Annotated in this window: 14 protein-coding genes and 1 pseudogene; 6 read left to right on the top strand and 9 right to left on the bottom strand. The window is 58.6% G+C overall.

All coding sequences use genetic code 11. The annotated features are described in order from the left end of the window. Positions 1-11: 11 nt before the first annotated feature. From GHN92_RS18555 to GHN92_RS18565, 3 genes are read right to left on the bottom strand one after another with little or no spacing between them, the layout of a single operon-like run. Positions 12-1,385 carry an efflux transporter outer membrane subunit gene (locus GHN92_RS18555; protein WP_153380760.1) on the bottom strand — a complete coding sequence of 458 codons (1,374 nt, stop codon included), beginning with the start codon at positions 1,383-1,385 and terminating at the stop codon, positions 12-14. Next, complete coding sequence (locus tag GHN92_RS18560) at positions 1,382-4,516, bottom strand: efflux RND transporter permease subunit (RefSeq protein WP_153380762.1); 3,135 nt, start codon at positions 4,514-4,516, stop codon at positions 1,382-1,384. Before GHN92_RS18560 ends, GHN92_RS18555 begins: the two co-directional genes overlap by 4 nt. A 2-nt stretch (positions 4,517-4,518) precedes the next feature. Continuing rightward, complete coding sequence (locus GHN92_RS18565; RefSeq protein WP_095032092.1) at positions 4,519-5,715, bottom strand: efflux RND transporter periplasmic adaptor subunit; 1,197 nt, start codon at positions 5,713-5,715, stop codon at positions 4,519-4,521. 138 nt (positions 5,716-5,853) lie between these two features. Here GHN92_RS18565 and GHN92_RS18570 point away from each other — a divergent pair, with 138 nt between their 5' ends. Both GHN92_RS18570 and GHN92_RS18575 read left to right on the top strand, forming a co-directional pair. Next, the gene (locus GHN92_RS18570) at positions 5,854-7,239 is read left to right on the top strand and encodes an ATP-binding protein (RefSeq protein WP_153380764.1); all 1,386 of its coding nucleotides are present in this window, start codon (positions 5,854-5,856) and stop codon (positions 7,237-7,239) included. 3 nt (positions 7,240-7,242) lie between these two features. After that, positions 7,243-7,908, top strand: coding sequence for a response regulator (locus tag GHN92_RS18575; protein WP_095001750.1), 666 nt, complete (start codon positions 7,243-7,245; stop codon positions 7,906-7,908). A 32-nt stretch (positions 7,909-7,940) separates the two neighbouring features. Here GHN92_RS18575 and GHN92_RS23890 read toward each other — a convergent pair whose 3' ends face one another. The 3 genes from GHN92_RS23890 to GHN92_RS18585 all read right to left on the bottom strand — a co-directional run bounded on the left by GHN92_RS23890 (position 7,941) and on the right by GHN92_RS18585 (position 10,620). Next, entirely contained in the window at positions 7,941-8,096 is a 156-nt protein-coding gene (locus tag GHN92_RS23890) for a hypothetical protein (protein WP_176464952.1), read from the bottom strand. A gap of 263 nt (positions 8,097-8,359) precedes the next feature. Beyond that, positions 8,360-9,679: an LLM class flavin-dependent oxidoreductase gene (locus tag GHN92_RS18580; RefSeq protein WP_153380766.1), complete on the bottom strand. Its 1,320-nt coding sequence runs from the start codon at positions 9,677-9,679 to the stop codon at positions 8,360-8,362. A gap of 17 nt (positions 9,680-9,696) precedes the next feature. Continuing rightward, positions 9,697-10,620, bottom strand: a complete 924-nt coding sequence (locus tag GHN92_RS18585; protein WP_095019283.1) for an ABC transporter substrate-binding protein — start codon at positions 10,618-10,620, stop codon at positions 9,697-9,699. 313 nt (positions 10,621-10,933) lie between these two features. Between GHN92_RS18585 and GHN92_RS18590 the strand changes: the two genes are divergently transcribed. Beyond that, positions 10,934-12,172: an acyl-CoA dehydrogenase family protein gene (locus GHN92_RS18590; RefSeq protein ID WP_138738467.1), complete on the top strand. Its 1,239-nt coding sequence runs from the start codon at positions 10,934-10,936 to the stop codon at positions 12,170-12,172. On the opposite strand, the gene GHN92_RS18595 is transcribed toward GHN92_RS18590, so the two are convergent. Further along, complete coding sequence (locus GHN92_RS18595) at positions 12,173-12,388, bottom strand: hypothetical protein (protein WP_153380768.1); 216 nt, start codon at positions 12,386-12,388, stop codon at positions 12,173-12,175. Positions 12,389-12,450: 62 nt separating this feature from the next. Between GHN92_RS18595 and GHN92_RS18600 the strand changes: the two genes are divergently transcribed. After that, a complete protein-coding gene (locus tag GHN92_RS18600) occupies positions 12,451-13,470 on the top strand; it encodes an alpha/beta hydrolase (RefSeq protein WP_095026557.1) in 1,020 nt (339 codons plus the stop codon). 176 nt (positions 13,471-13,646) lie between these two features. Continuing rightward, the gene (locus GHN92_RS18605) at positions 13,647-14,162 is read left to right on the top strand and encodes a cupin domain-containing protein (RefSeq protein ID WP_153380770.1); all 516 of its coding nucleotides are present in this window, start codon (positions 13,647-13,649) and stop codon (positions 14,160-14,162) included. A gap of 14 nt (positions 14,163-14,176) precedes the next feature. Here the strand turns inward: GHN92_RS18605 and GHN92_RS18610 are convergent, their stop codons facing one another. Next, positions 14,177-14,998: a helix-turn-helix domain-containing protein gene (locus GHN92_RS18610; RefSeq protein WP_095001756.1), complete on the bottom strand. Its 822-nt coding sequence runs from the start codon at positions 14,996-14,998 to the stop codon at positions 14,177-14,179. Between the two features lie 65 nt (positions 14,999-15,063). Here GHN92_RS18610 and GHN92_RS18615 point away from each other — a divergent pair, with 65 nt between their 5' ends. After that, positions 15,064-16,287 (top strand): MFS transporter, encoded by a 1,224-nt coding sequence (locus tag GHN92_RS18615; protein ID WP_095022925.1) that lies wholly within the window; start codon positions 15,064-15,066, stop codon positions 16,285-16,287. A gap of 967 nt (positions 16,288-17,254) precedes the next feature. On the opposite strand, the pseudogene GHN92_RS18620 reads toward GHN92_RS18615, so the two are convergent. Continuing rightward, positions 17,255-17,983, bottom strand: a pseudogene (locus GHN92_RS18620) (integrase core domain-containing protein); the annotation flags it as partial. Between the last annotated feature and the right edge of the window lie 1,032 nt (positions 17,984-19,015).

The following is a 19,015-nucleotide window of genomic DNA, read 5'->3' on the forward strand; positions in this document are numbered from 1 at the left end:
TAAACCTGCGCTCAGTTCCAGCCACCGCCCAGCACTTTGTATAACGTCACGCGGTTGCTTTGTTCGGCCAGTCGCAGGGTGATCAGGTCTTGTTCGGCGCTGTACAGCGAACGCTGGGAAACCAGTGCTTCAAGAAAGCTTTGCGAACCACTGCGGTACAGTGCATCCGACAACTCGTAGCTTTTGCGACTGGCCTCGGTCAGCGCTTGCTGGGCGCTCAGGCGCTGGTCCAGGGTGCTGCGCACCGCCAGTGCATCGGCCACTTCCTTGAACGCAGTCTGCAAGGTCAGCTGGTAGGTCTGCGCCTGTATCTCGCGCTCCACTTTGGCTGAGTCCAGCGTAGCCCGATTACTGCCGGCGTCGAAGATCGGCAGGCTGATACTCGGCGCAAAGCTCCACGCGCCGCTGCCGGCCTTGAACAGGCTCGACAGGCTGGTGCTGGCTGACCCGGCACCGGCGGTCAGGGTGATGCTGGGGAAGAACGCCGCCCGCGCCGCGCCAATGTCGATGTTGGCGGACATCAAGCTATGTTCAGCGGCCAGTACGTCCGGACGACGCTGCAACAAGGTGGACGGCAACTCGGCTGGCACTTGCACCAGCATCGCCGCCGATTCCAGGCTGTCGCCCGGCAGCAGGTTGGCCGGGATGTCGCTGCCCACCAACAGGCGCAGCGCATTCTGATCTTGCAGCACCTGACTGGCGTATTCGGCCACTTCGACCCGCGCCGATTCCACGGTGGTTTGCGCCTCAGAGACCGCCAGCCCCGATGAACCACCCAAACCATGGCTGCGCTGGGTCAGTTCGTAGGTGGACTGCTGGCTGGTCAGCGTCTCTTGTGCCAATTTCAGGCGCTCGTTGTCCGCCGCCAACGTCAGCCACGCGGTGCCCACTTCGGCGACCATGCTGATCTGAGTGCTGCGGCGGGTTTCGGTCAGCGCCAGATAGGATTGCAGCGCTTCGTCCTGAAGGTTTTTGACTCGCCCGAACACGTCCACTTCGTAGCTGCTCAACCCCAGTTCGGCACTGTAGCTGTGGCTGGTGCTGCTGTTGGCCCGACTGGAACTGCCACTGACGCTGGCGTCGATCCCCGGAAACGAGGCGGCACGCTGAATACGGTATTGCGCCTGCGCTTTTGCGATATTCAGGCTGGCCACCCGCAGGTCGCGGTTATTGGCCAAGGCCAGGGTCTGCAACTGCGCCAGACGCGGGTCGGTGAAAAACTGCTGCCATTGAATGTCCGCCGCCACCTGCCCTTTGGGCGTAGCGGTGCCCGGCAGCCATTGTTCGGCCACCGGGGCTTGCGGGCGCTCGTACTCAGGCGCCAGATTGATGCAGCCGCCCAGCAGTGCGAAAACGGCCAGCAGCGACCAACGAAAGCGACTCATGCTTCACCTGTACGGTCAGTGGTGGGGGTCGACACGCGGCTGAAACGGCGGCGAATCAACACGAAGAACAGCGGCACAAAGAAGATTCCCAGCACCGTGGCGCTGAACATGCCGCCCAGCACGCCGGTGCCGATGGCTTGACGCCCGGCCGAACCTGCACCGGAACTCATGGCCAGCGGCAACACGCCAAACATAAAGGCCAGCGAGGTCATCAAAATCGGCCGCAGACGTTGCCGTACCGCGATCAGCGTGGCGTCGATCAAACTGTTGCCCTGCTCTTGCAGATGCTTGGCGAACTCGACGATCAGAATGGCGTTTTTCGCCGCCAGCCCCACGGTGGTCAACAGTCCCACCTGAAAGTACACGTCATTGCTCAAGCCGCTGAAGCGAGTGGCGAGCACCGCGCCCACCACGCCCAATGGCACCACCAGCATCACCGAAAACGGCACCGACCAGCTCTCGTACAGCGCCGCCAGGCACAGGAACACAAACAGCACCGAAATCGCATACAGCAACGGCGCTTGCGAGCCGGACAGGCGCAGTTGATAGGACTGCCCCGTCCATTCGTAGCTGATGCCTTCAGGCAGTTGCTTGATGATCGACTCCACAGCGTCCATCGCCACCCCGGAACTCACGCCCGGTGCCGGATCACCCACCACTTCCAGCGACGAACTGCCGTTGTAGCGCTCCAGCAGCGGCGAACCCGAGGTCCATGAGCTGCTGGCGAACGAGGAGAACGGCACCATTTCGTCATTGCTGTTGCGCACAAACCAGTGATCAAGGTCGTCAGCCTGCATCCGCGACGACGCCTGCCCCTGCACATAGACCTTTTTCACCCGGCCCTGATTGAGGAAGTCATTGACGTAACTGCCGCCCAACGCCGTGGATAACGTGGTGTTGATATCGCTGGTGGTCAGGCTCAGCGCCCCGGCTTTGCGGTCATCAATCGTCACCTTGAGCTGCGGCGTGTCGTCCAGACCGTTGCTGCGTACGCCTTGCAGGCGCGGGTCCTGTCTGGCCAGCTCGATCAGTTGCTCACGCGCCGCCACCAGCGCTTCATGGCCCAGCCCGGCGACGTCCTTGAGTTGCAAATCAAACCCCGAGCTTTGCCCCAATCCGCGCACGGCTGGCGGCTGCATGACAAACACATCGGCATCGCCGATGCTCGACAGCGCCTGCGTGGCGCGCTGCGCGATCGACGCTGAATCCTGCCCGGCGCCGGTGCGCTCGCTCCATTCCTTGAGACGGATAAACGCCCGCGCCGAGTTCTGGCTATTGCCACCCATGCCCATGCCGGAAATGCTGATCATGGCCTCGACTTCCGGCTGTTGCAGGATGTAGCTCTCGAACTGTTTGAGCACAGCCTGGGTGCGGTCATCGGTGGCGCCTACCGGCAATTGCATCTGCGCCATGAGGATGCCCTGATCTTCATCGGGCAGGAACGAGGTGGGCAGTTTGGTGTAACCCACCGCCATCGCGGCGACCACCAACACGTACACCATCAGGCTGCGGCCACTGCGCTGCAAAATCTTGCCGACTACCCGTTGATACGCCTGGGCGCCGCGTTCAAAGGTGCGATTGAACCAGCCGAAGAAGCCGGTCTGCGGGCCGTGCCCGTTTGGGTCAACCGGCTTGAGCAAGGTCGCACACAGGGCCGGGGTCAGGGTCATGGCCACCAGCACCGAGAGCACCATCGCCGACACAATCGTCACCGAAAACTGGCGGTAGATAATCCCGGTTGAACCGCTGAAAAACGCCATGGGGATAAACACCGCGCTCAGCACCAGGGCGATGCCGATCAAGGCGCTGGTAATTTCATCCATCGACTGGCGCGTTGCCTCCAGCGGCGACAGGCCCTTCTCGCTCATCACCCGCTCGACGTTTTCCACCACCACAATGGCGTCATCCACTAGCAAGCCAATGGCCAATACCATGGCAAACATGGTCAGGGTGTTGATCGAGTAACCAAACATCGCCAGCACGCCAAAGGTGCCCAGCAGCACCACCGGCACGGTGATGGCGGGGATCAGCGTGGCGCGAAAATTCTGCAGGAACAGGAACATGATCAGCACCACCAGCACGATGGCCTCGCCCAGGGACTTGACCACTTCTTCGATGGACAGGCTGACAAACGGCGTGGTGTCGTAGGCGATCACGTTTTTGAGCTGCATTTCGCTCGGGTAGTACGGTTCCAGTTCGGCGAGCTTGGCCTTGACCGCCTCACCGACTTCCAGCGCATTGGCGCCGGTGGCCAGTTGCACGCCCATGGCGGCGGACGGTTTGCCATTAAGGGCCGAGTTGACGTCATAGCTGTCACTGCCCAGCTCCACCGTGGCCACTTCGCCGAGCAACACCACGGCACCGGCGCTGTTGGACTTGACCACCACATTGCGAAATTCTTCGGCGGTTTGCAGCTTGCTGCGCGCGGTGATGGTGGCATTGAGTTGCTGGCTGGCCACGGCGGGCAAGGCGCCCAATTGCCCGGCCGACACTTCGGTGTTTTGCGCCTCCAGGGCGGTGGTCACGTCAGAAGGCATAAGGGAATATTTTTGCAGCAGCGCCGGGTCCAGCCAGATGCGCATGGCGTAGCCTGAGCCCATGGCTTTGACTTCACCGACGCCGTCGATGCGGCTGATGGAGTCGAGCAAGGTGCTGGAGATGTAATCGCCAATCTGCGTGCCGGTCACGCTCGGGTTATCCGAGGCCAGCGCGGCAATCATCAAGAAATCCGAGCCGCCCTTGGTCACGGTCAGGCCTTCGCTCTGCACCGAGCTGGGCAGGCGCGATTCCACTTGCTGGAGCTTGTTTTGCACCTGCATCTGCGCCACGTCGGGATCCGTGCCGGCCTCAAAGGTGAGGTTGATACTGGCGCTGCCCGCCGAACTGCTGGAGGCCGACATATAGGTCAGCTTGTCGATACCGGTCATTTGCTGCTCGATCACCTGTGTCACCGAGTCCTCGACCGTTTTGGCCGATGCGCCGGTGTAGGTGGCGGCGATTTTCACGGTGGGCGGTGCAATGTCCGGGTACTGTTCAAGGGGCAATTGGGTGATCGACAGCGCGCCCGCGAGCATGATCACAATGGCAATCACCCAGGCAAAAATCGGCCGATCAATAAAGAAACGCGCCATGCTCAACCCTCCTTGGCAATTGCAGTGGGTGCGGCACGGGTTGGCAGCGCACGGGTTTCGCTGTTTTGTGCCAATACCTCGTTGCCCACCCGGACTTTCTGCCCGCCCTCGACAATCACCTGATCACCGGCATTCAACCCGGAGGTGACCCACCATTGATTGCCCACGGCACGGTCAATGGTCAGCACGCGCTGTTCGACCTTGCCCTCGACCACCACCAGCACCGAGGTCACGCCGCTGGCGCTGCGGGTGACGGCTTTTTGCGGGATCAAAATCGCCCTGTCGTCGGTGGCCTGATCCAGCACGGCGCGTACATACATACCCGGCAATAACAGGTGATCGGGGTTGGGGAAGACAGCGCGCAGGGTCACGGTGCCGGTGCCTTCAGTGACGGTGACGCCACTGAACTTGAGGCTGCCGGCGTGGTTGTAGGTGCTGCCGTCATCGAGTTTGAGCAACACCGGGGTTTCGCCCTGGCCATTGTTTTGCAGGGTGCCGCTGGCCAGGTCGCGTTTCAGGCGCAGCAACTCGCTGGTCGACTGGGTGACGTCGACATAGATCGGGTCCAGTTGCTGCACGGTGGTCAGCGCAGTGTCCTGGCTGGCCACCACCAAGGCGCCGGGGGTCACGGTGGAGGTTTCGATGCGGCCACTGAGCGGCGAACTGATGCGCGTGTAAGCCAGATTGATGCGCGCGGTTTCGACGTCGGCCAAGGCCACTTGCAGGTCGGCCTCGGCCGTTTGCAGGCTGACCTGCGCGTCTTCATTATCTTGCTGGCTGATGGCGTCTATTTTCGCCAGTTGCGCGTCGCGCCGGGCCGTGGCCTGAGCCGATTTGACGGTGGCGCGGGCCTTGGCGGCGGTGGCCTGCATCTGGGCAAAGGCGGCCTTGTATGGCGCCGCATCAATTTGATACAGCGCCTCGCCGGCCTTGACCTCGGCCCCTTCGACGAACAGGCGCTGCTGCACAATGCCGCTGACCTGAGGACGGATCTGCGCAACCATAAATGCCTGGGTGCGACCGGCCAGCTCGGTGGTCAATGCCTGACGCTGCGGTTGCACAGTGAGCACCGAAACCTTGGGTTTTTCGGCAACGGGCGCGGAATCACCGGCCGAGCATCCGCTCAACACAACGAGAACCAGCAAAGACACAATAACAGCGGCGGTTACCAGGGATTTGGTAAACAGTTTGATCGACATGGCGGCCTCTACAAGACAGTTGGCTGATGTCATGGTGCGAGGCAAATGTGCAGGAAAATTGAAGATTGCCCGCAAGCCTTGAATCTTCCCCGGCGCTGGGCCTAAATGAGCAGGCCATTTCGCCAGTAAGCCGAGCCGATGAAACTGAGTATCTCCACCAAGCTGTTTATCGCCGTCCTGGCCAGCGTGCTGTTCGTGATTCTGAGCATGGGCCTGGCCACCAGCTGGAGTTTCACCCGGGGCTTTCTCGGCTACCTCAATGAACAGGCGCTGGAGCGCATGGAATCCGTGCAGCCGCGTATGGTTAGCGCCTGGCAGCGCGAAGGCAGTTGGGATTTTTTGCGACACAATCCAGAGCGCTGGTTTCAACTTATGCGGCCAGACGCAGGGGATGAACCCAAACGCGGCGACCTTAAAAACCCGTTGCCCTCGGACCTGACCGGCGCGCTGTTTCGCATTGCCCTGCTCGACCAGGATAAAAAGCGCGTCACCGGCTACCCCTCCATCGGCGACGATGCTCTGCTGCGGCCAATTGAAGTCAATGGCAAAACCGTCGGCTGGCTGGCCGTGACCCCGTTCCAGAGCGTGACCGAGGCCGGTGGCGAGCGTTTCCAGCAATACCAGTTGCAAACCAGTCTGGGCATGGGCGTGCTCTCGCTGCTGCTGGCCATGCTGATTGCCTGGTGGATCGCCCGCACCCTGCTCGACCCGGTCAAGCGCGTGGCTGCGGCCACCCACAAACTGGCCACCGGGGAATACAGCAACCGGGTAGCCGTATCGTCCAATGACGAAGTCGGCCAGTTGGCCCGCGACTTCAATCAACTGGCCTACACCCTTGAGCGCAACGAAAAAATGCGCCGCGAATTTATGGCCGATGTCTCCCACGAACTGCGCACGCCGCTGTCGATCCTGCGCGGCGAACTGGAGGCCATCGAGGACGGTGTGCGCACCCTTGATCACAGTTCGATGAAGTCACTGCAAGGCGAAGTCGGCATGCTCAGCAAACTGGTGGACGACCTGTATGAGCTGTCACTGGCCGATGTCGGTGCCCTGACCTACCGCAAAAGCCAATGCGACCTCAACGACCTGCTGCAGACCTCGGTGGCCATGTATCAGGAACGCTGCAATGCGGCCGGCCTGCGGGTTGAGCTGCGCCTGCCATCCTGCCCCCTGCTGCTGGAAGCCGATGCCAAGCGCCTGCAACAGCTGTTTGGCAACCTGCTGGAAAACGCCGTGCGCTACACCGATGCCGGCGGCATGCTGCTGATCAGCGCCTCCATTGAAGATGAGCACATACTGGTCAGCTTTATGGACTCCGGCCCCGGCGTAGACCCGCAGCAACTGCCGCGGCTGTTCGAGCGCTTCTACCGCGGTGAAGCTTCGCGCAATCGCGCCAGTGGCGGCGCCGGCCTGGGACTGCCGATCTGTCACAGCATCGTACTGGCCCATGGCGGCAGCCTCACGGCCGACCACTCACCCCTGGGCGGCCTCTGGCTCAGCCTGCGCTTGCCACGCAAGGTGTAAAGCATGGACACGATTCTGATCGTTGAAGATGAGCCTAAACTGGCCGCATTGATGCATGACTACCTGACCCTCGCCGGGTACGCCGTGCATTGCCTGGACAATGGCCTGGACGTGGTGCCGTGGGTGCGCAGCCATGCGCCACGGCTAATCCTGCTGGACCTGATGCTGCCCGGTCGCGACGGCCTGGAAATCTGCAAGGAGCTGCGGGATTTCAGCGCAATCCCGGTCATCATGATCACCGCTCGCGTAGAAGAAGTGGACCGCCTGCTGGGGCTGGATCTGGGCGCTGACGACTATATCTGCAAGCCGTTCAGCCCGCGTGAAGTGGTGGCCCGGGTCAAGGCCATCCTGCGCCGCAGCCCGCAGTTCGAGCAGGTGGCCCGGGCCCGCCTGCAGATCGACGAAGCGCAGTATCGCGCCTCGTTCGATGGCGTGGCGCTGGACCTGACCCCGGTTGAACTGCGCCTGCTCAACACCTTCGCCCGCGCCCCGGGGCGGGTATTTTCCCGTGACCAGTTGCTGGACAAACTCTACTCCGACCATCGCGTGGTCACTGACCGCACGGTGGACAGCCATATCCGCAACCTGCGGCGCAAACTGGCCCAGGCCAGCCCCGGGCAAGACCCGATCCAGTCGTTGTATGGCGTGGGCTACAAGCTGGAGTTGTAATGCCAGCGCCCACAATAAAGCGACTCAGCCGATCAGCGCTGACCACCGTGCTGACCACCGCCACCATGACCGCCACCACCGCCACCGCCACCGCCACCGCCGCCTGGCGGCATAAACATCCAGCAGCCTGACAAGGCCGATACCGCCACCGCTACAACCATCGCTTTAACAACAGACTTCAATTTCATGACCGAACGCTCATTTTCAACAGGGACAAAACGCCGCTCTTATACCAGTGCGAGCAAGGCTCGAAGCCAAGATTTACCCAACTTTACAGTCCTTGCACAACTGCCAAGCACCTGTAGCCGCTGTCGAGCGGAGCGAGGCTGCGACGAGCATCGGGTGATTGTCAGCTACCCATTGAATATTCTGTAAAGGAACCGGCCTCAGGGGCTATCGAGCAATCCGTCATTGGCGAGGGGTTCAGGATTGCCCCCCTCGCACTCCGGTTTCAATTGAAACTTTTCAACCCCAGATGCCCACGCAAGGTCGGGTGTTCATAGGCGCTGCGCAGGTAACCGCGGCGTTGCAGGATCGGCACCACCGATTCGGTGAACTCGGTGAAAGTGCCGGGCAGATAGGCAGGCGACACCACATAACCGTCACAGGCACCCAACTCCAGCCAGTCGATCAATTGCTGCGCCACGCTCTCTGCGGTCCCCGCCAATTGCGGCACGCGGATACTGGCGGCCATGATCGCACCGTACTCGCCAAGGGTGATGTCACGTTCCAGACGCAGTTTTTGCGCAATCACGTCGGGGGTGGCCGAGTGCCGGGCGATATCCAGCAGGCGGGTGTCCAGCGGGAATTGGGTAAAGTCGAAATTGGACTGGGTCGACAGGGTGATAACCCCCAGTTCAGGGTTGGCCAATGCATTGTGCTCATCGCGCTTTTTGATCGCTTCAGCTTCAGTGCCGCCAATAAATGGCATGACCGCCGTGAGGATTTTGCAATCAGCAGGATCACGGCCAATGGCACGCATTTGCTGGTGGATGTCCTGGCGGAATTCGAGCATGCGCTCTACCCGGCTGTTGATGCTGAAAATCACTTCAGCCCAGCGTGAACCAAACTGGCGACCCCGCCCCGAAGCTCCGGCCTGGATCAGCACCGGCTGGCCCTGTGGCACTCGCGGAATATTGAGCGGGCCTTCGCAGTCGAAGTAGGTGCCGCTGTGCTTGAAGGCATCGATCTTGCTCGGGTCGGCGAGGATGCCGCGCACCTTGTCCAGCACCAGCGCATCCGGCTGCCAGCTGTTCCACAGTTTGAGCACCAGTTCGACAAACTCATCGGCGCGGGCGTAGCGCTGATCGTGGGCCAGGTGCTGGGCATGGCCGAACAGACGCGCTTCGCTGTCGTTCATCGAGGTCACGATATTCCAGGCGCTGCGACCTCTGGAGATATGGTCCAGGGAGGCGATGGCCCGCGCCACATGGGGCGGTTGGTAGTAGGTGGTAGAGCGTGTCAGCCCCAGGCCAATATGCTTGGTGTGACCGGCCAGCAAGCTGAGAATCGGTAGCGGATCGAGCCGCGCCGCATCCTGCGCACCCAACTCGAAGGAACGCGCCCGGGATTGCCCGGCCTGATCGCCGACCGCCAGGCGATCAGCGAAAAACAACAGGTCAAAACAACCCACTTCCAGGGTCTTGGCTATTTCGATGTAGTAGTCGGGGTCGAGAAAGTGGTTATGGGTTTGCGGGTGACGCCACACCGCGTGGCTATGTACCACGGGGCCCGAAAGCATAAACCCCGCCAGTGCCATTTGCTTGGCCATAAGGTTTTCCTTGGTTGTCAGAGTGCGCGGTCAAACATGGGAGTGACGTCGTACGGCTTTTTCAGCAGTTTGGCGTCGTATAGAAAATCAGAAGTGGCCTGGGCTTCGCTGACAATGGTGGGTGAAATCGGCAACACGGTAATGGCGTCACGCTTGAACCAGGCCTTGGCGATTTCCGGGGAGGACTGGTTGGCCTTGGACCAGGCGGCAGCGTATTCATCAACATGGCTTTGGCTCCACTCCCGGGCGCGGGTCAGGCGCGCAACAAAGTCCTTGATGATCTCGCCCTTTTGCGCCAGCACCGGCTCATAGGCAACCACATAAGTCGGTGCACTCATCAGCCCCTTGGCGTTGCGGATCAGGGTGCTGCCTTCTTTTTCCTGCAGCGACACATAGGGTTCCCACGTGCCGAAGGCATCGATATCGCCCTGGCTCAAGGCCATGCTGGCTTCCGCCGGCAACAGGAACTTGTAGTTCACGCTGTCACGTGGCACGCCTGCTTCATCCAGGGCCTTGAACATCATCTGCTGACTCCAGGAGCCGTTCCAGATCGCCACGGTCTTGCCTTTGAGGTCAGCCACCGAATGGATGCCCGGGCGGGCCACAATGCCGACACCGTTAAGGCTGGTCTGGGTGCTGGCCACGACTTTGACCGGGGCACCGTTGGCCGCCAGGCTGATCACCGGGGTATCGCCTACCACGCCAATATCCAGGGCGCCGCTGGCGACGGCCGAGGCTACCGGCGAACCGGTATTGAAGCGCTTGAAATCGATGGTATAGGGCAAATCTTTAAGCTCACCCGAGAGTTCGAGAACAATGCGGTTGGAGAAGAACTGATCGCCCACCACCAGGGTCTGCGGGGTAGCGGCGCAGGCGGGAGTGCCATGCAGCACCAGAGAGGCCAGACCCAACAGGCCGAGCAATTTTTGACGTGTTGTCATTAAGGATTCCTACAGAGTTAACAGCTGAATCAACCATCTGTAGGCATGCAGTCTGGCTTTGAGAAAAGAGGCTTTTTGAGTCGCCAAGCGTGGCGTTTTTAGAAGCTAGCGCAATAAAGACATAAGCAACCAATACTTTTAAGGCATATCCATAGAACCCTGTCCGGGTATTTGGTTAGCTGTTTTTGGTATTAAGCATTTGACCAATCTAGTATTAGGGTGGCTTCACCAGACCACTGGGCCTAACCGTATTTACTTCACTCATTTCAGCGCCAGCGCGCCTTTGAGCGCAGGCCCGGCAAGGTCAGACTGCATGCCTAATCCACAACTTGATATCTGGGGCAGCGCCCCAAGCGCCCGTTACGAACAACTGGCCGCTCCCTTTCGCCCGCTGTTTGCCCAAATCGGCGCACAAGCCGCCGAAGCTGATGGTTCGCGCAGTCACCTGGGCAAGGTGATCCAGCAACTGAACGCCCTGGGCTTGCCGCGCTGGCGTCTGCCGACCAGCTATGGCGGCCAGGACGCCACGCTGGTTGAGTTGCTCGCCCTGTTGACCGAATTGTCTGCAGCCGACTCCAACATCACCCAGGCCTTGCGCGGGCATTTTGGGTTCTGCGAAGAAGTGCTGGTCTCGAAAAATCTCGACTGGCAGGCCCGCTGGCTGGACACACTCAGCCAGGGCGTTTTACTGTCGCCGGGCAGTACCGAGGTGGGCACGCAGACCCGTGGCGAATTCGAAACCCGCATCCACCGGGCTGAAGACGGCTCGCTGCGTATCAGCGGGAAAAAGTTCTACACCACCGGCGCCCTTTACAGTGACCTGATCAACACCATCGGCACCGGTGACGATGGCACGTTGTACAGCGTAGTGGTCGATCTCAAGGCCCCCGGCGTACAAATCATTGATGACTGGAACGGCTTTGGTCAGCGCCTGACGGCCAGCGGTACCTGCATTTTCGACAACGTGCGAGTGAACGATGAACCCCGCGCCACCGACCAGCGTTTTGCCTATGGCCAATCGTTCTTCCAGATCTACCACCTGAGCACCCTGGCCGGCATCGCCCGCCGCGCCGCCTTGAGTGGTGCCGACGAACTGCACAGCCGCTCCAGAACCTTCTCTACGGGCAATGCCGACAGCGCCGCGCAGGACGTGCAATTGCTGCAAGTGATTGGCGAGGTGGCCAGCCAGGCCTATGCAGCACAGGCCATTGCCCGGTACGCGGCGCAGCGCCTGGAAAGCACCGCGCAATACACCATTGCCAGTGAGCAGCCGCTGACCCATGAAGACCCGCAGGTGGCACTGGCCGAACTGGAAGTGTGCCTGGCGGTCAACCCCGTGGTAGACGCCACCCTGGCCGCGACTACGGCGCTGTTCGATGCCCTGGGCGCCAGTGCCACCGCCAGCAACAAGGCACTGGACCGCCTGTGGCGCAACGCCCGCACCCTGGCCAACCACAATCCCCGGGTCTACAAGTCACGCATTGTCGGCAACTACCTGGTCAACGGCCTGGTGCCCCCTTCGCAGTGGCGGGTGGGGGTGGCCAAGGGCTGATTATTGCGCAGGCGCGGCTTTCAGCTCATTGCCACCCTTAACGTAATGAGTTGGCCTGCGCTCGCCAGATAAAACCCGGGCAACTTGTAAACGCTCATCAAACAACTGTCGTGAAAAACAAATACAGAATGAGCCGCTGGTTTTTCCGACTACAAATCCTCTAACAGTCTGGAAGTTGACGCTTTCAGCCAGCTTGAGCATAACTTCGTCGCCCATTTAGGCAATTGCGATGTACACCCGTACGTGTACGCTCAACCCACTGCGATGAAGATAAAAACATGAGCACTCTTGTTAAAATCCTGGCGGGGTCAATCCTCGCTGTATCTATAGGCAGCGCGTTCGCAGCAACTGACACCGGTATTGAACACAACACCCGGAACTTCCTTAATGCATTGAATTCCAGTGGCGGCACACCCATCGAGAAGCTCTCGCCTGAAAATGCGCGTGCGGTGCTGGCGAGTGCCCAGTCGGGGGTAGAGCTGACTCTGCCCAAAGCCGATATCAGCCAAAAGACCATTTCCGTCGAGGGTCAGGATATCAACCTGACCATCGTGCGCCCGGCAGGCGTGAAAGGCATCTTGCCCGTGTTCATGTACTTCCACGGTGGCGGCTGGGTGCTGGGAGACTACCCGACCCACGAGCGCCTGATACGCGACCTGGTCGCGGGTTCCGGGGCAGTGGCGGTGTATGTTGACTACACCCCCTCCCCCGAAGCCAGGTACCCGACAGCCATCAACCAGGCCTACGCGGCAACCCAGTGGGTGGCCGAGCACGGCAGCGAAATCAATGTAGACGGCAAACGCCTGGCCGTTGCAGGCAACAGCGTGGGCGGCAATATGGCCGCTGTGGTCAGCCTGATGGCCAAAGACAAAGGCACACCGGCGATCAAATACCAGGTGCTGCTATGGCCAGTGACTGATGCCAACTTTGATACCGGATCCTACAAGCAATTTGCCGAGGGCCACTTTCTCACCCGCAACATGATGAAGTGGTTCTGGGACAACTACACCACCGACCCCAAGCAACGTGCCGACCTCTACGCCTCGCCACTTCGCGCATCGGTGGATCAGTTGAAGGGGCTGCCACCTGCACTGGTACAAACCGCCAGTGCCGATGTACTGCGTGACGAAGGCGAAGCCTACGCCCGCAAGCTGGATCAGGCAGGAGTACCGGTCACTGCGGTTCGCTATAACGGCATGATTCACGACTTTGGTCTTTTGAACGTGGTCAGCCAGGTGCCTGCAGTGCGCTCTGCCATGTTGCAAGCCTCGCAAGAACTCAAGGCACATTTGCAGTAATGCTGAATGCTGGCAATGGCATGAGCGGGCAACCAACCCCATCAGCGCTCACCAAAAGTCCGTCTCGATCAGTCGGGCTTTTATAACCCATAAACAAATTGTTAATTGTCCAGAGCCGCTCCCCCGCAGAACATGACTGCCTGTCACGTCAATTCAGCACAAGGGAACCCTGCTCCATGCATAAGCACACTCGCGCACCGCAGCGCATTGCAATCCACCGCCTGGGCCTGCGCACGGCGGCGGCGGTAGCCATTACCCTGGCGACCCTGAGCGGTGCCCAGGCCGCCACCTCCACTACCGACACCATCAAGGCCTACAAATTGTGTACGGGTGCGGACAACGCCTCCCATGTTCTGCAAGGCCGTATCGACCAGAACAGGCGCAACGACGTGACCGCCATCCATTTCAAGCAAAGCCCGGCGCATGCTTCCTATGACTGGCACAACGACCCGGAGCCGCAGTACGTCATCACGTTGTCGGGCACGCTGGCATTCGCGACCCGCAATGGCGAAAAATTCACCCTGCATCCGGGCGAAGTGCTGATAGCCGAAGACAACACCGGTACGGGGCATCGCTGGAGCATGGTCGATGACCAGCCCTGGCGCCGCGGCTACGTGGTGCTTAAACCCTCAGCCAAGGACTCGTTTATCCCCGACGACCCGGTTGCTGCCAAGGTGTGTAGCGGTTCGTAGCAGCGAGCGAAAGGCTATTTGAAAAAATGGCTGGGGGTTTTGCCGAACTGTTTTTTGAACATGTTGGTGAACGCACTCGGACTTTCATACCCCAGTGAAAACGCCACATCGATAATCTTCTCCCCCACCGCCATGCGCTCAACCGCCAGCAGCAAACGCGCCTGCTGGCGCCACTGGCCGAAGGTCATGCCGGTCTCCTTGCGAAACAGGCGCTGGATGGTTTTTTCGTCGAGGCCCAGATGGGTACTCCAGTCAGCCAGCGTCGAACTGTCGGCGGGATTTTTTTGCAACCTGAGGCAAATATCGTTGATGCGATGATCGGCTGGTCGGGGCAGATGCAAGGGTAATGCGGGCAGTAGAGCCAACTCGTCCAGAATCAGCTGCATCACCCGACCTTCGCGGGTGTGCGCGGTATATGGCAGCTTCAGGCCCACGGCAACCTTGATCAACTCGCTCAACAGCGGCGAGATGCTCACGGCCCTTATCTCGGCAGGCAGGTCCACAAGTGCATCGGGTCGCACAAACACACTGCGCATTTTCAGCGGCCCCACACAGCGGATCGAATGAACCCTGCCGCTGGGCATCCACACCCCCCGATTGGAGGGAACGGTCCACTGGCTCGACTCGCTGTAAACCACCATGACACCTGCAATGGCATACAGCAGTTGATGCTTCTCATGAGTATGGGCCGGGATGATCCAGTCCTGAGGATAATCGGTCGCGCTGCCGATCACCGTCCAGTTGCTCCGATCGATCTCCAGCAAAAAATCATTGAGTGGTTTGATCGCGACGCCCCTTTTGCGATGGTTTGCTCCCTTATACAGCGAGACAGGCATGCAGGCGAATTCTAGGATAGCGTCGAGCATTGAGCTCGCACCCCTATCGCCCCGGAAGATTTGCCATGTCTACAACAACCGCATCCCCGGCCTCTGCGTCTGCGTCAGCCTCAGTGGCCCAACAAGCGAGCCCGCTGGTCATGAAGGTGATCGGCGCCTGCGCGCTGGCACATTTGATCAACGACCTGATCCAGGCCGTGCTTCCCTCGATCTATCCCATGCTCAAGGCCAACTATGGGCTCAGCTTTACCCAGGTGGGGCTGATTACCTTGACCTTCCAGCTGACAGCCTCCCTGCTGCAGCCCTGGGTGGGTTATCACACCGATCGCCACCCCAAACCCTGGCTGCTGCCGGCGGGCATGGTGTGCACCTTGATCGGCATCCTGCTGCTGGCCTTTGCCGCCAGCTTTGCGTCGATCCTGGTGGCCTCCGCCCTTGTCGGCATCGGCTCATCGACCTTCCACCCCGAGGCCTCCCGTGTGGCGCGACTGGCGTCAGGCGGGCGCTATGGCCTGGCCCAGTCAACCTTCCAGGTCGGCGGCAACGCCGGTAGCGCATTCGGCCCGCTGCTGGCTGCGGCCATCGTGATCCCTTATGGCCAGGGGCATGTCGCCTGGTTTGGCCTGTTTGCCGCCTTCGCCATCTTCGTGCTGTACGGCTTGAGCCGCTGGTATCGCAACCACCTGGCCCTGTTCAAGCTTAAACAGGGCAGCCAGGCGAGCCACGGCCTGTCCAAGGGACGAGTAACGTTTGCACTGGTGGTGCTCGCAATGCTGGTGTTCTCCAAATACTTCTACATGACCAGCTTTACCAGTTATTTCACGTTCTACCTTATCGAGAAATTTCACCTGTCAGTGGCCAGCTCTCAACTTTACCTGTTCTTGTTCCTCGGCTCAGTGGCAGCAGGTACCTTCTTTGGTGGCCCGATTGGCGACAGGATCGGGCGCAAAAAAGTCATCTGGTTCTCGATCCTGGGGGCAGCCCCTTTTACACTGGCCTTGCCTTATGTGGACCTGTTCTGGACAGGCGTATTGAGCATGGTTATTGGATTTATTCTGGCGTCGGCGTTCTCTGCCATCGTCGTCTATGCCCAGGAACTGGTACCCGGTAACGTCGGCATGATTGCCGGTGTGTTCTTCGGCTTGATGTTCGGTTTTGGCGGGATTGGCGCCGCGTTGCTGGGGCATCTGGCGGACATCCAGGGCATCGAGTATGTGTATGGACTCTGTTCCTACCTGCCGCTGCTGGGGGTATTGACCATCTTGCTGCCGAATACCAAAGGGGTTTAAGGGAGGGCCGCGCGTGCAGTAGCGAACGAACCAAGCGATAATCCGCTCTCGGGCGCCCGCTATGGCGAGGTTCAGCGAATATATCTGGAACCAAATCCCGGGCAGCACCGAAGAGGTTCGTACCGTTTGGCCATCGTGGGCTCTTGCCTATGATGGTCGCGGAACTTGCTGAATTTCGAAGCCTATGGGCTTCAAATTAGTTTCGCTGATTTCGTACAGAATCTTGGAGCATGCTCTCGCATACAACGAATGTTAAACACCTCGTTGCCGACTAAAACATCAGTCACACTCGCCACTCAAATACCAGCACCCATAGTGATCTCCAGTTTCATCGTTAACGGGAGAGGCTCGTTTGTGTGAATCCCCAAAACCGAAATCATGCCCGCTGCATCATCGCTAATCCTTATCGTGACTTTTGATAAGAGCATCAATAGACGCTTCTTTTCACCCGTGAAATAACTAACACTGGAGACACACCGAATTTTGTAGTCAGAACATAGGATTCCAAACCATTTGAATCTGGAACAACCACCAAAGACCCTACACTCCCAAAATCAAGCTCCAAAACTTCCCCTGCCTCAAGGCAAACATGCTCAACTTTACGATTTAAAAAATCAAGCATCAACAAGCCGGTACCTGCCTCCTCACCGTGCCCTCATCGCTCACAGCCTCTAGCATTGCTTTTGAAAGGGCGCTGGATTAATACGATCACTCCATTTCCGAAAATCAGAACCTGAGAACCTACACCAATAGTCACACCTGTCAGCACTGCTGACCTTAACTCGGCCAATTCCGATTCATTAATCACATTTCCCTCTTAACGCTTAGGTGGCAACGTATTGGGTGGCAGCGGTACATGAGTGTCTCCCCTTGCACCCGTTCCACCCGTGGTCGGGTTTATAGGTTGTCCATTTTTACGGATATCCAGTAGCCATTCTCCAAACCAGAAACAGGTGTTATGTAGTGGTCAACTAATCCCGGACACGACGTTAAGTTTTTTCTCGGCCTGAGCGGGCGCTAGCCCGCCATTTAATGTTTGAGGCCGTATCCAGTTGTAGCGATGCATCAAATAATGGCTGATGTCCCGTTGCGCCTGCTGAACCGACATAAGCCCCCTGAAGGTATCCACTCGGTTTTCAAACTCCGAAATACACGCTCCATCTGCGAGTTGTCGTAGCAATTCCCCGACGACTCATGCTCTGCCCGATGCGGTACCACCACAGATGCTGGCGGAAGTGGCGACTTCCATATTGCGACCCCTGGTCCGAATGAAACAGCAGTCCCTGAGGCTTCCCGCGTTGCTCATGAATGTCAGGTCGCTCAACCGTTGCTTTTTTGTAGGCATGCGAGCCCGGATGTTTGCTAATCAACCCCAGCTCCCGAATCAAGCCACGTACCTTGAAACGCCCGATCTGCTCGCCATCCTCTTGCATCATCGACACGATACTGCGGATGCCAGCAGCGCTTCGGCTCTGGGTGAACAGTTGTGTAATCGAATTCTCTCAACGCCCGGAGATCGCCGCTTGAGGCGATGGGCGTAGTAACTAGAACGGGTGATTCGAGCTTCCAGCTCCTGGTTCTTTTGCTGCTCTGGGGTCAGCGCCTTGCTCTGCGGGGTGACGCCAGTGCGCTCATGCACAAGCTGGCTAACCCAACGGCGCAGGGCCGACTCGCCAATGCCGCCATCTCTTCCCGCAAATTGCTCTAGGTTGCGCCTTATAGCGAACCCCACGTGAAATTACTTACGCTGCGTGATACTTGATAGAAATCCATGTCTTTAGAATCGTCTGATTAGTCGTTAACCAAAGACGCCTTCGCCAACTGCAGAGATTCTAGAAAATCATACAGAGGGACCCGCAATATCGCATCCTTCAAGTCAGCAAATATTTCCAGCTCTAGGTTTTCCTTCCCTTTATCTTGGTTGATCTGAGCAATTGGTTCTCCTTTGTACTAGACCTCTGCAGTGAGATACTCATATCTCACGTCACTAGAGCGTAGAATTTCAAAATCTTGATTTCGTTCGAGTCTCATATTTACAATTTCGGTTCAAGGAATGTGGAGAAGGAGCCATCACTGTTATAGCGCATGCCCGGACCATCTGGCACTCGGATTTCTAGCCCCCTCGACTAAGGCTTGTATACACAACTTTAGGATCACTGACTATGTCAACAATTATTTTATGAGCAACCGAGTTTTGATTATCGATTCCACCCGTAAGTTTCGGAAATGTCCCTGTCGTTCTCTGCCCTGATGCATGCTTAGTTAGCGCTCTAGCAGCTTTAGTCAAGCCTTCCTTGTTGATTGGTTCGCCAGCCGCGACGATCAGTTCGTTACTAGTGCGTCCTCCGAAATCCTGAAGAGCTGTTACCGATTCGTTTACACCAAGTCAAAAATCACTCTTTTCGACGATAAACGACCCTCTCAGCTTCCGACAAACTAGGTAGATCTTCGTTGCAGACAAAAATTTCCGACCTGCATTTTAAATCCGATCCCTGATAAGCAGTATATTGACATATGATATCTTCTACCTCACCAATATCATCATCTATATTTTCCTCAAGATAAAATCTTATTAACCAAACATCATCTTCACAAGACAAAACTACCATCCTGAAATTTGGAGTAACTGCCCCCAGCATCGCTTGAACAAGGGCGGCCGCGAAAACTGAGTGCAACACCTGACCTTTCCGGTACGGTGCTGCCCCTATGTCCTATTCCGAACTCAGCG

The organism is Pseudomonas sp. FSL R10-2964 (genome assembly GCF_009600035.1).
Lineage (GTDB): Bacteria > Pseudomonadota > Gammaproteobacteria > Pseudomonadales > Pseudomonadaceae > Aquipseudomonas > Aquipseudomonas bubulae.

What these genes read in the sequence shown, in the direction of transcription:
- GHN92_RS18585 (WP_095019283.1), bottom strand. Translation starts at nt 10,620, where the DNA reads ATGACAACACGTCAAAAATTGCTCGGCCTGTTGGGTCTGGCCTCTCTG.
- GHN92_RS18610 (WP_095001756.1), bottom strand. Translation starts at nt 14,998, where the DNA reads ATGCCTGTCTCGCTGTATAAGGGAGCAAACCATCGCAAAAGGGGCGTC.
- GHN92_RS18565 (WP_095032092.1), bottom strand. Translation starts at nt 5,715, where the DNA reads ATGTCGATCAAACTGTTTACCAAATCCCTGGTAACCGCCGCTGTTATT.
- GHN92_RS23890 (WP_176464952.1), bottom strand. Translation starts at nt 8,096, where the DNA reads ATGAAATTGAAGTCTGTTGTTAAAGCGATGGTTGTAGCGGTGGCGGTA.
- GHN92_RS18580 (WP_153380766.1), bottom strand. Translation starts at nt 9,679, where the DNA reads ATGGCCAAGCAAATGGCACTGGCGGGGTTTATGCTTTCGGGCCCCGTG.
- GHN92_RS18600 (WP_095026557.1), top strand. Translation starts at nt 12,451, where the DNA reads ATGAGCACTCTTGTTAAAATCCTGGCGGGGTCAATCCTCGCTGTATCT.
- GHN92_RS18605 (WP_153380770.1), top strand. Translation starts at nt 13,647, where the DNA reads ATGCATAAGCACACTCGCGCACCGCAGCGCATTGCAATCCACCGCCTG.
- GHN92_RS18590 (WP_138738467.1), top strand. Translation starts at nt 10,934, where the DNA reads ATGCCTAATCCACAACTTGATATCTGGGGCAGCGCCCCAAGCGCCCGT.
- GHN92_RS18615 (WP_095022925.1), top strand. Translation starts at nt 15,064, where the DNA reads ATGTCTACAACAACCGCATCCCCGGCCTCTGCGTCTGCGTCAGCCTCA.
- GHN92_RS18560 (WP_153380762.1), bottom strand. Translation starts at nt 4,516, where the DNA reads ATGGCGCGTTTCTTTATTGATCGGCCGATTTTTGCCTGGGTGATTGCC.
- GHN92_RS18570 (WP_153380764.1), top strand. Translation starts at nt 5,854, where the DNA reads ATGAAACTGAGTATCTCCACCAAGCTGTTTATCGCCGTCCTGGCCAGC.
- GHN92_RS18575 (WP_095001750.1), top strand. Translation starts at nt 7,243, where the DNA reads ATGGACACGATTCTGATCGTTGAAGATGAGCCTAAACTGGCCGCATTG.
- GHN92_RS18555 (WP_153380760.1), bottom strand. Translation starts at nt 1,385, where the DNA reads ATGAGTCGCTTTCGTTGGTCGCTGCTGGCCGTTTTCGCACTGCTGGGC.
- GHN92_RS18595 (WP_153380768.1), bottom strand. Translation starts at nt 12,388, where the DNA reads ATGGGCGACGAAGTTATGCTCAAGCTGGCTGAAAGCGTCAACTTCCAG.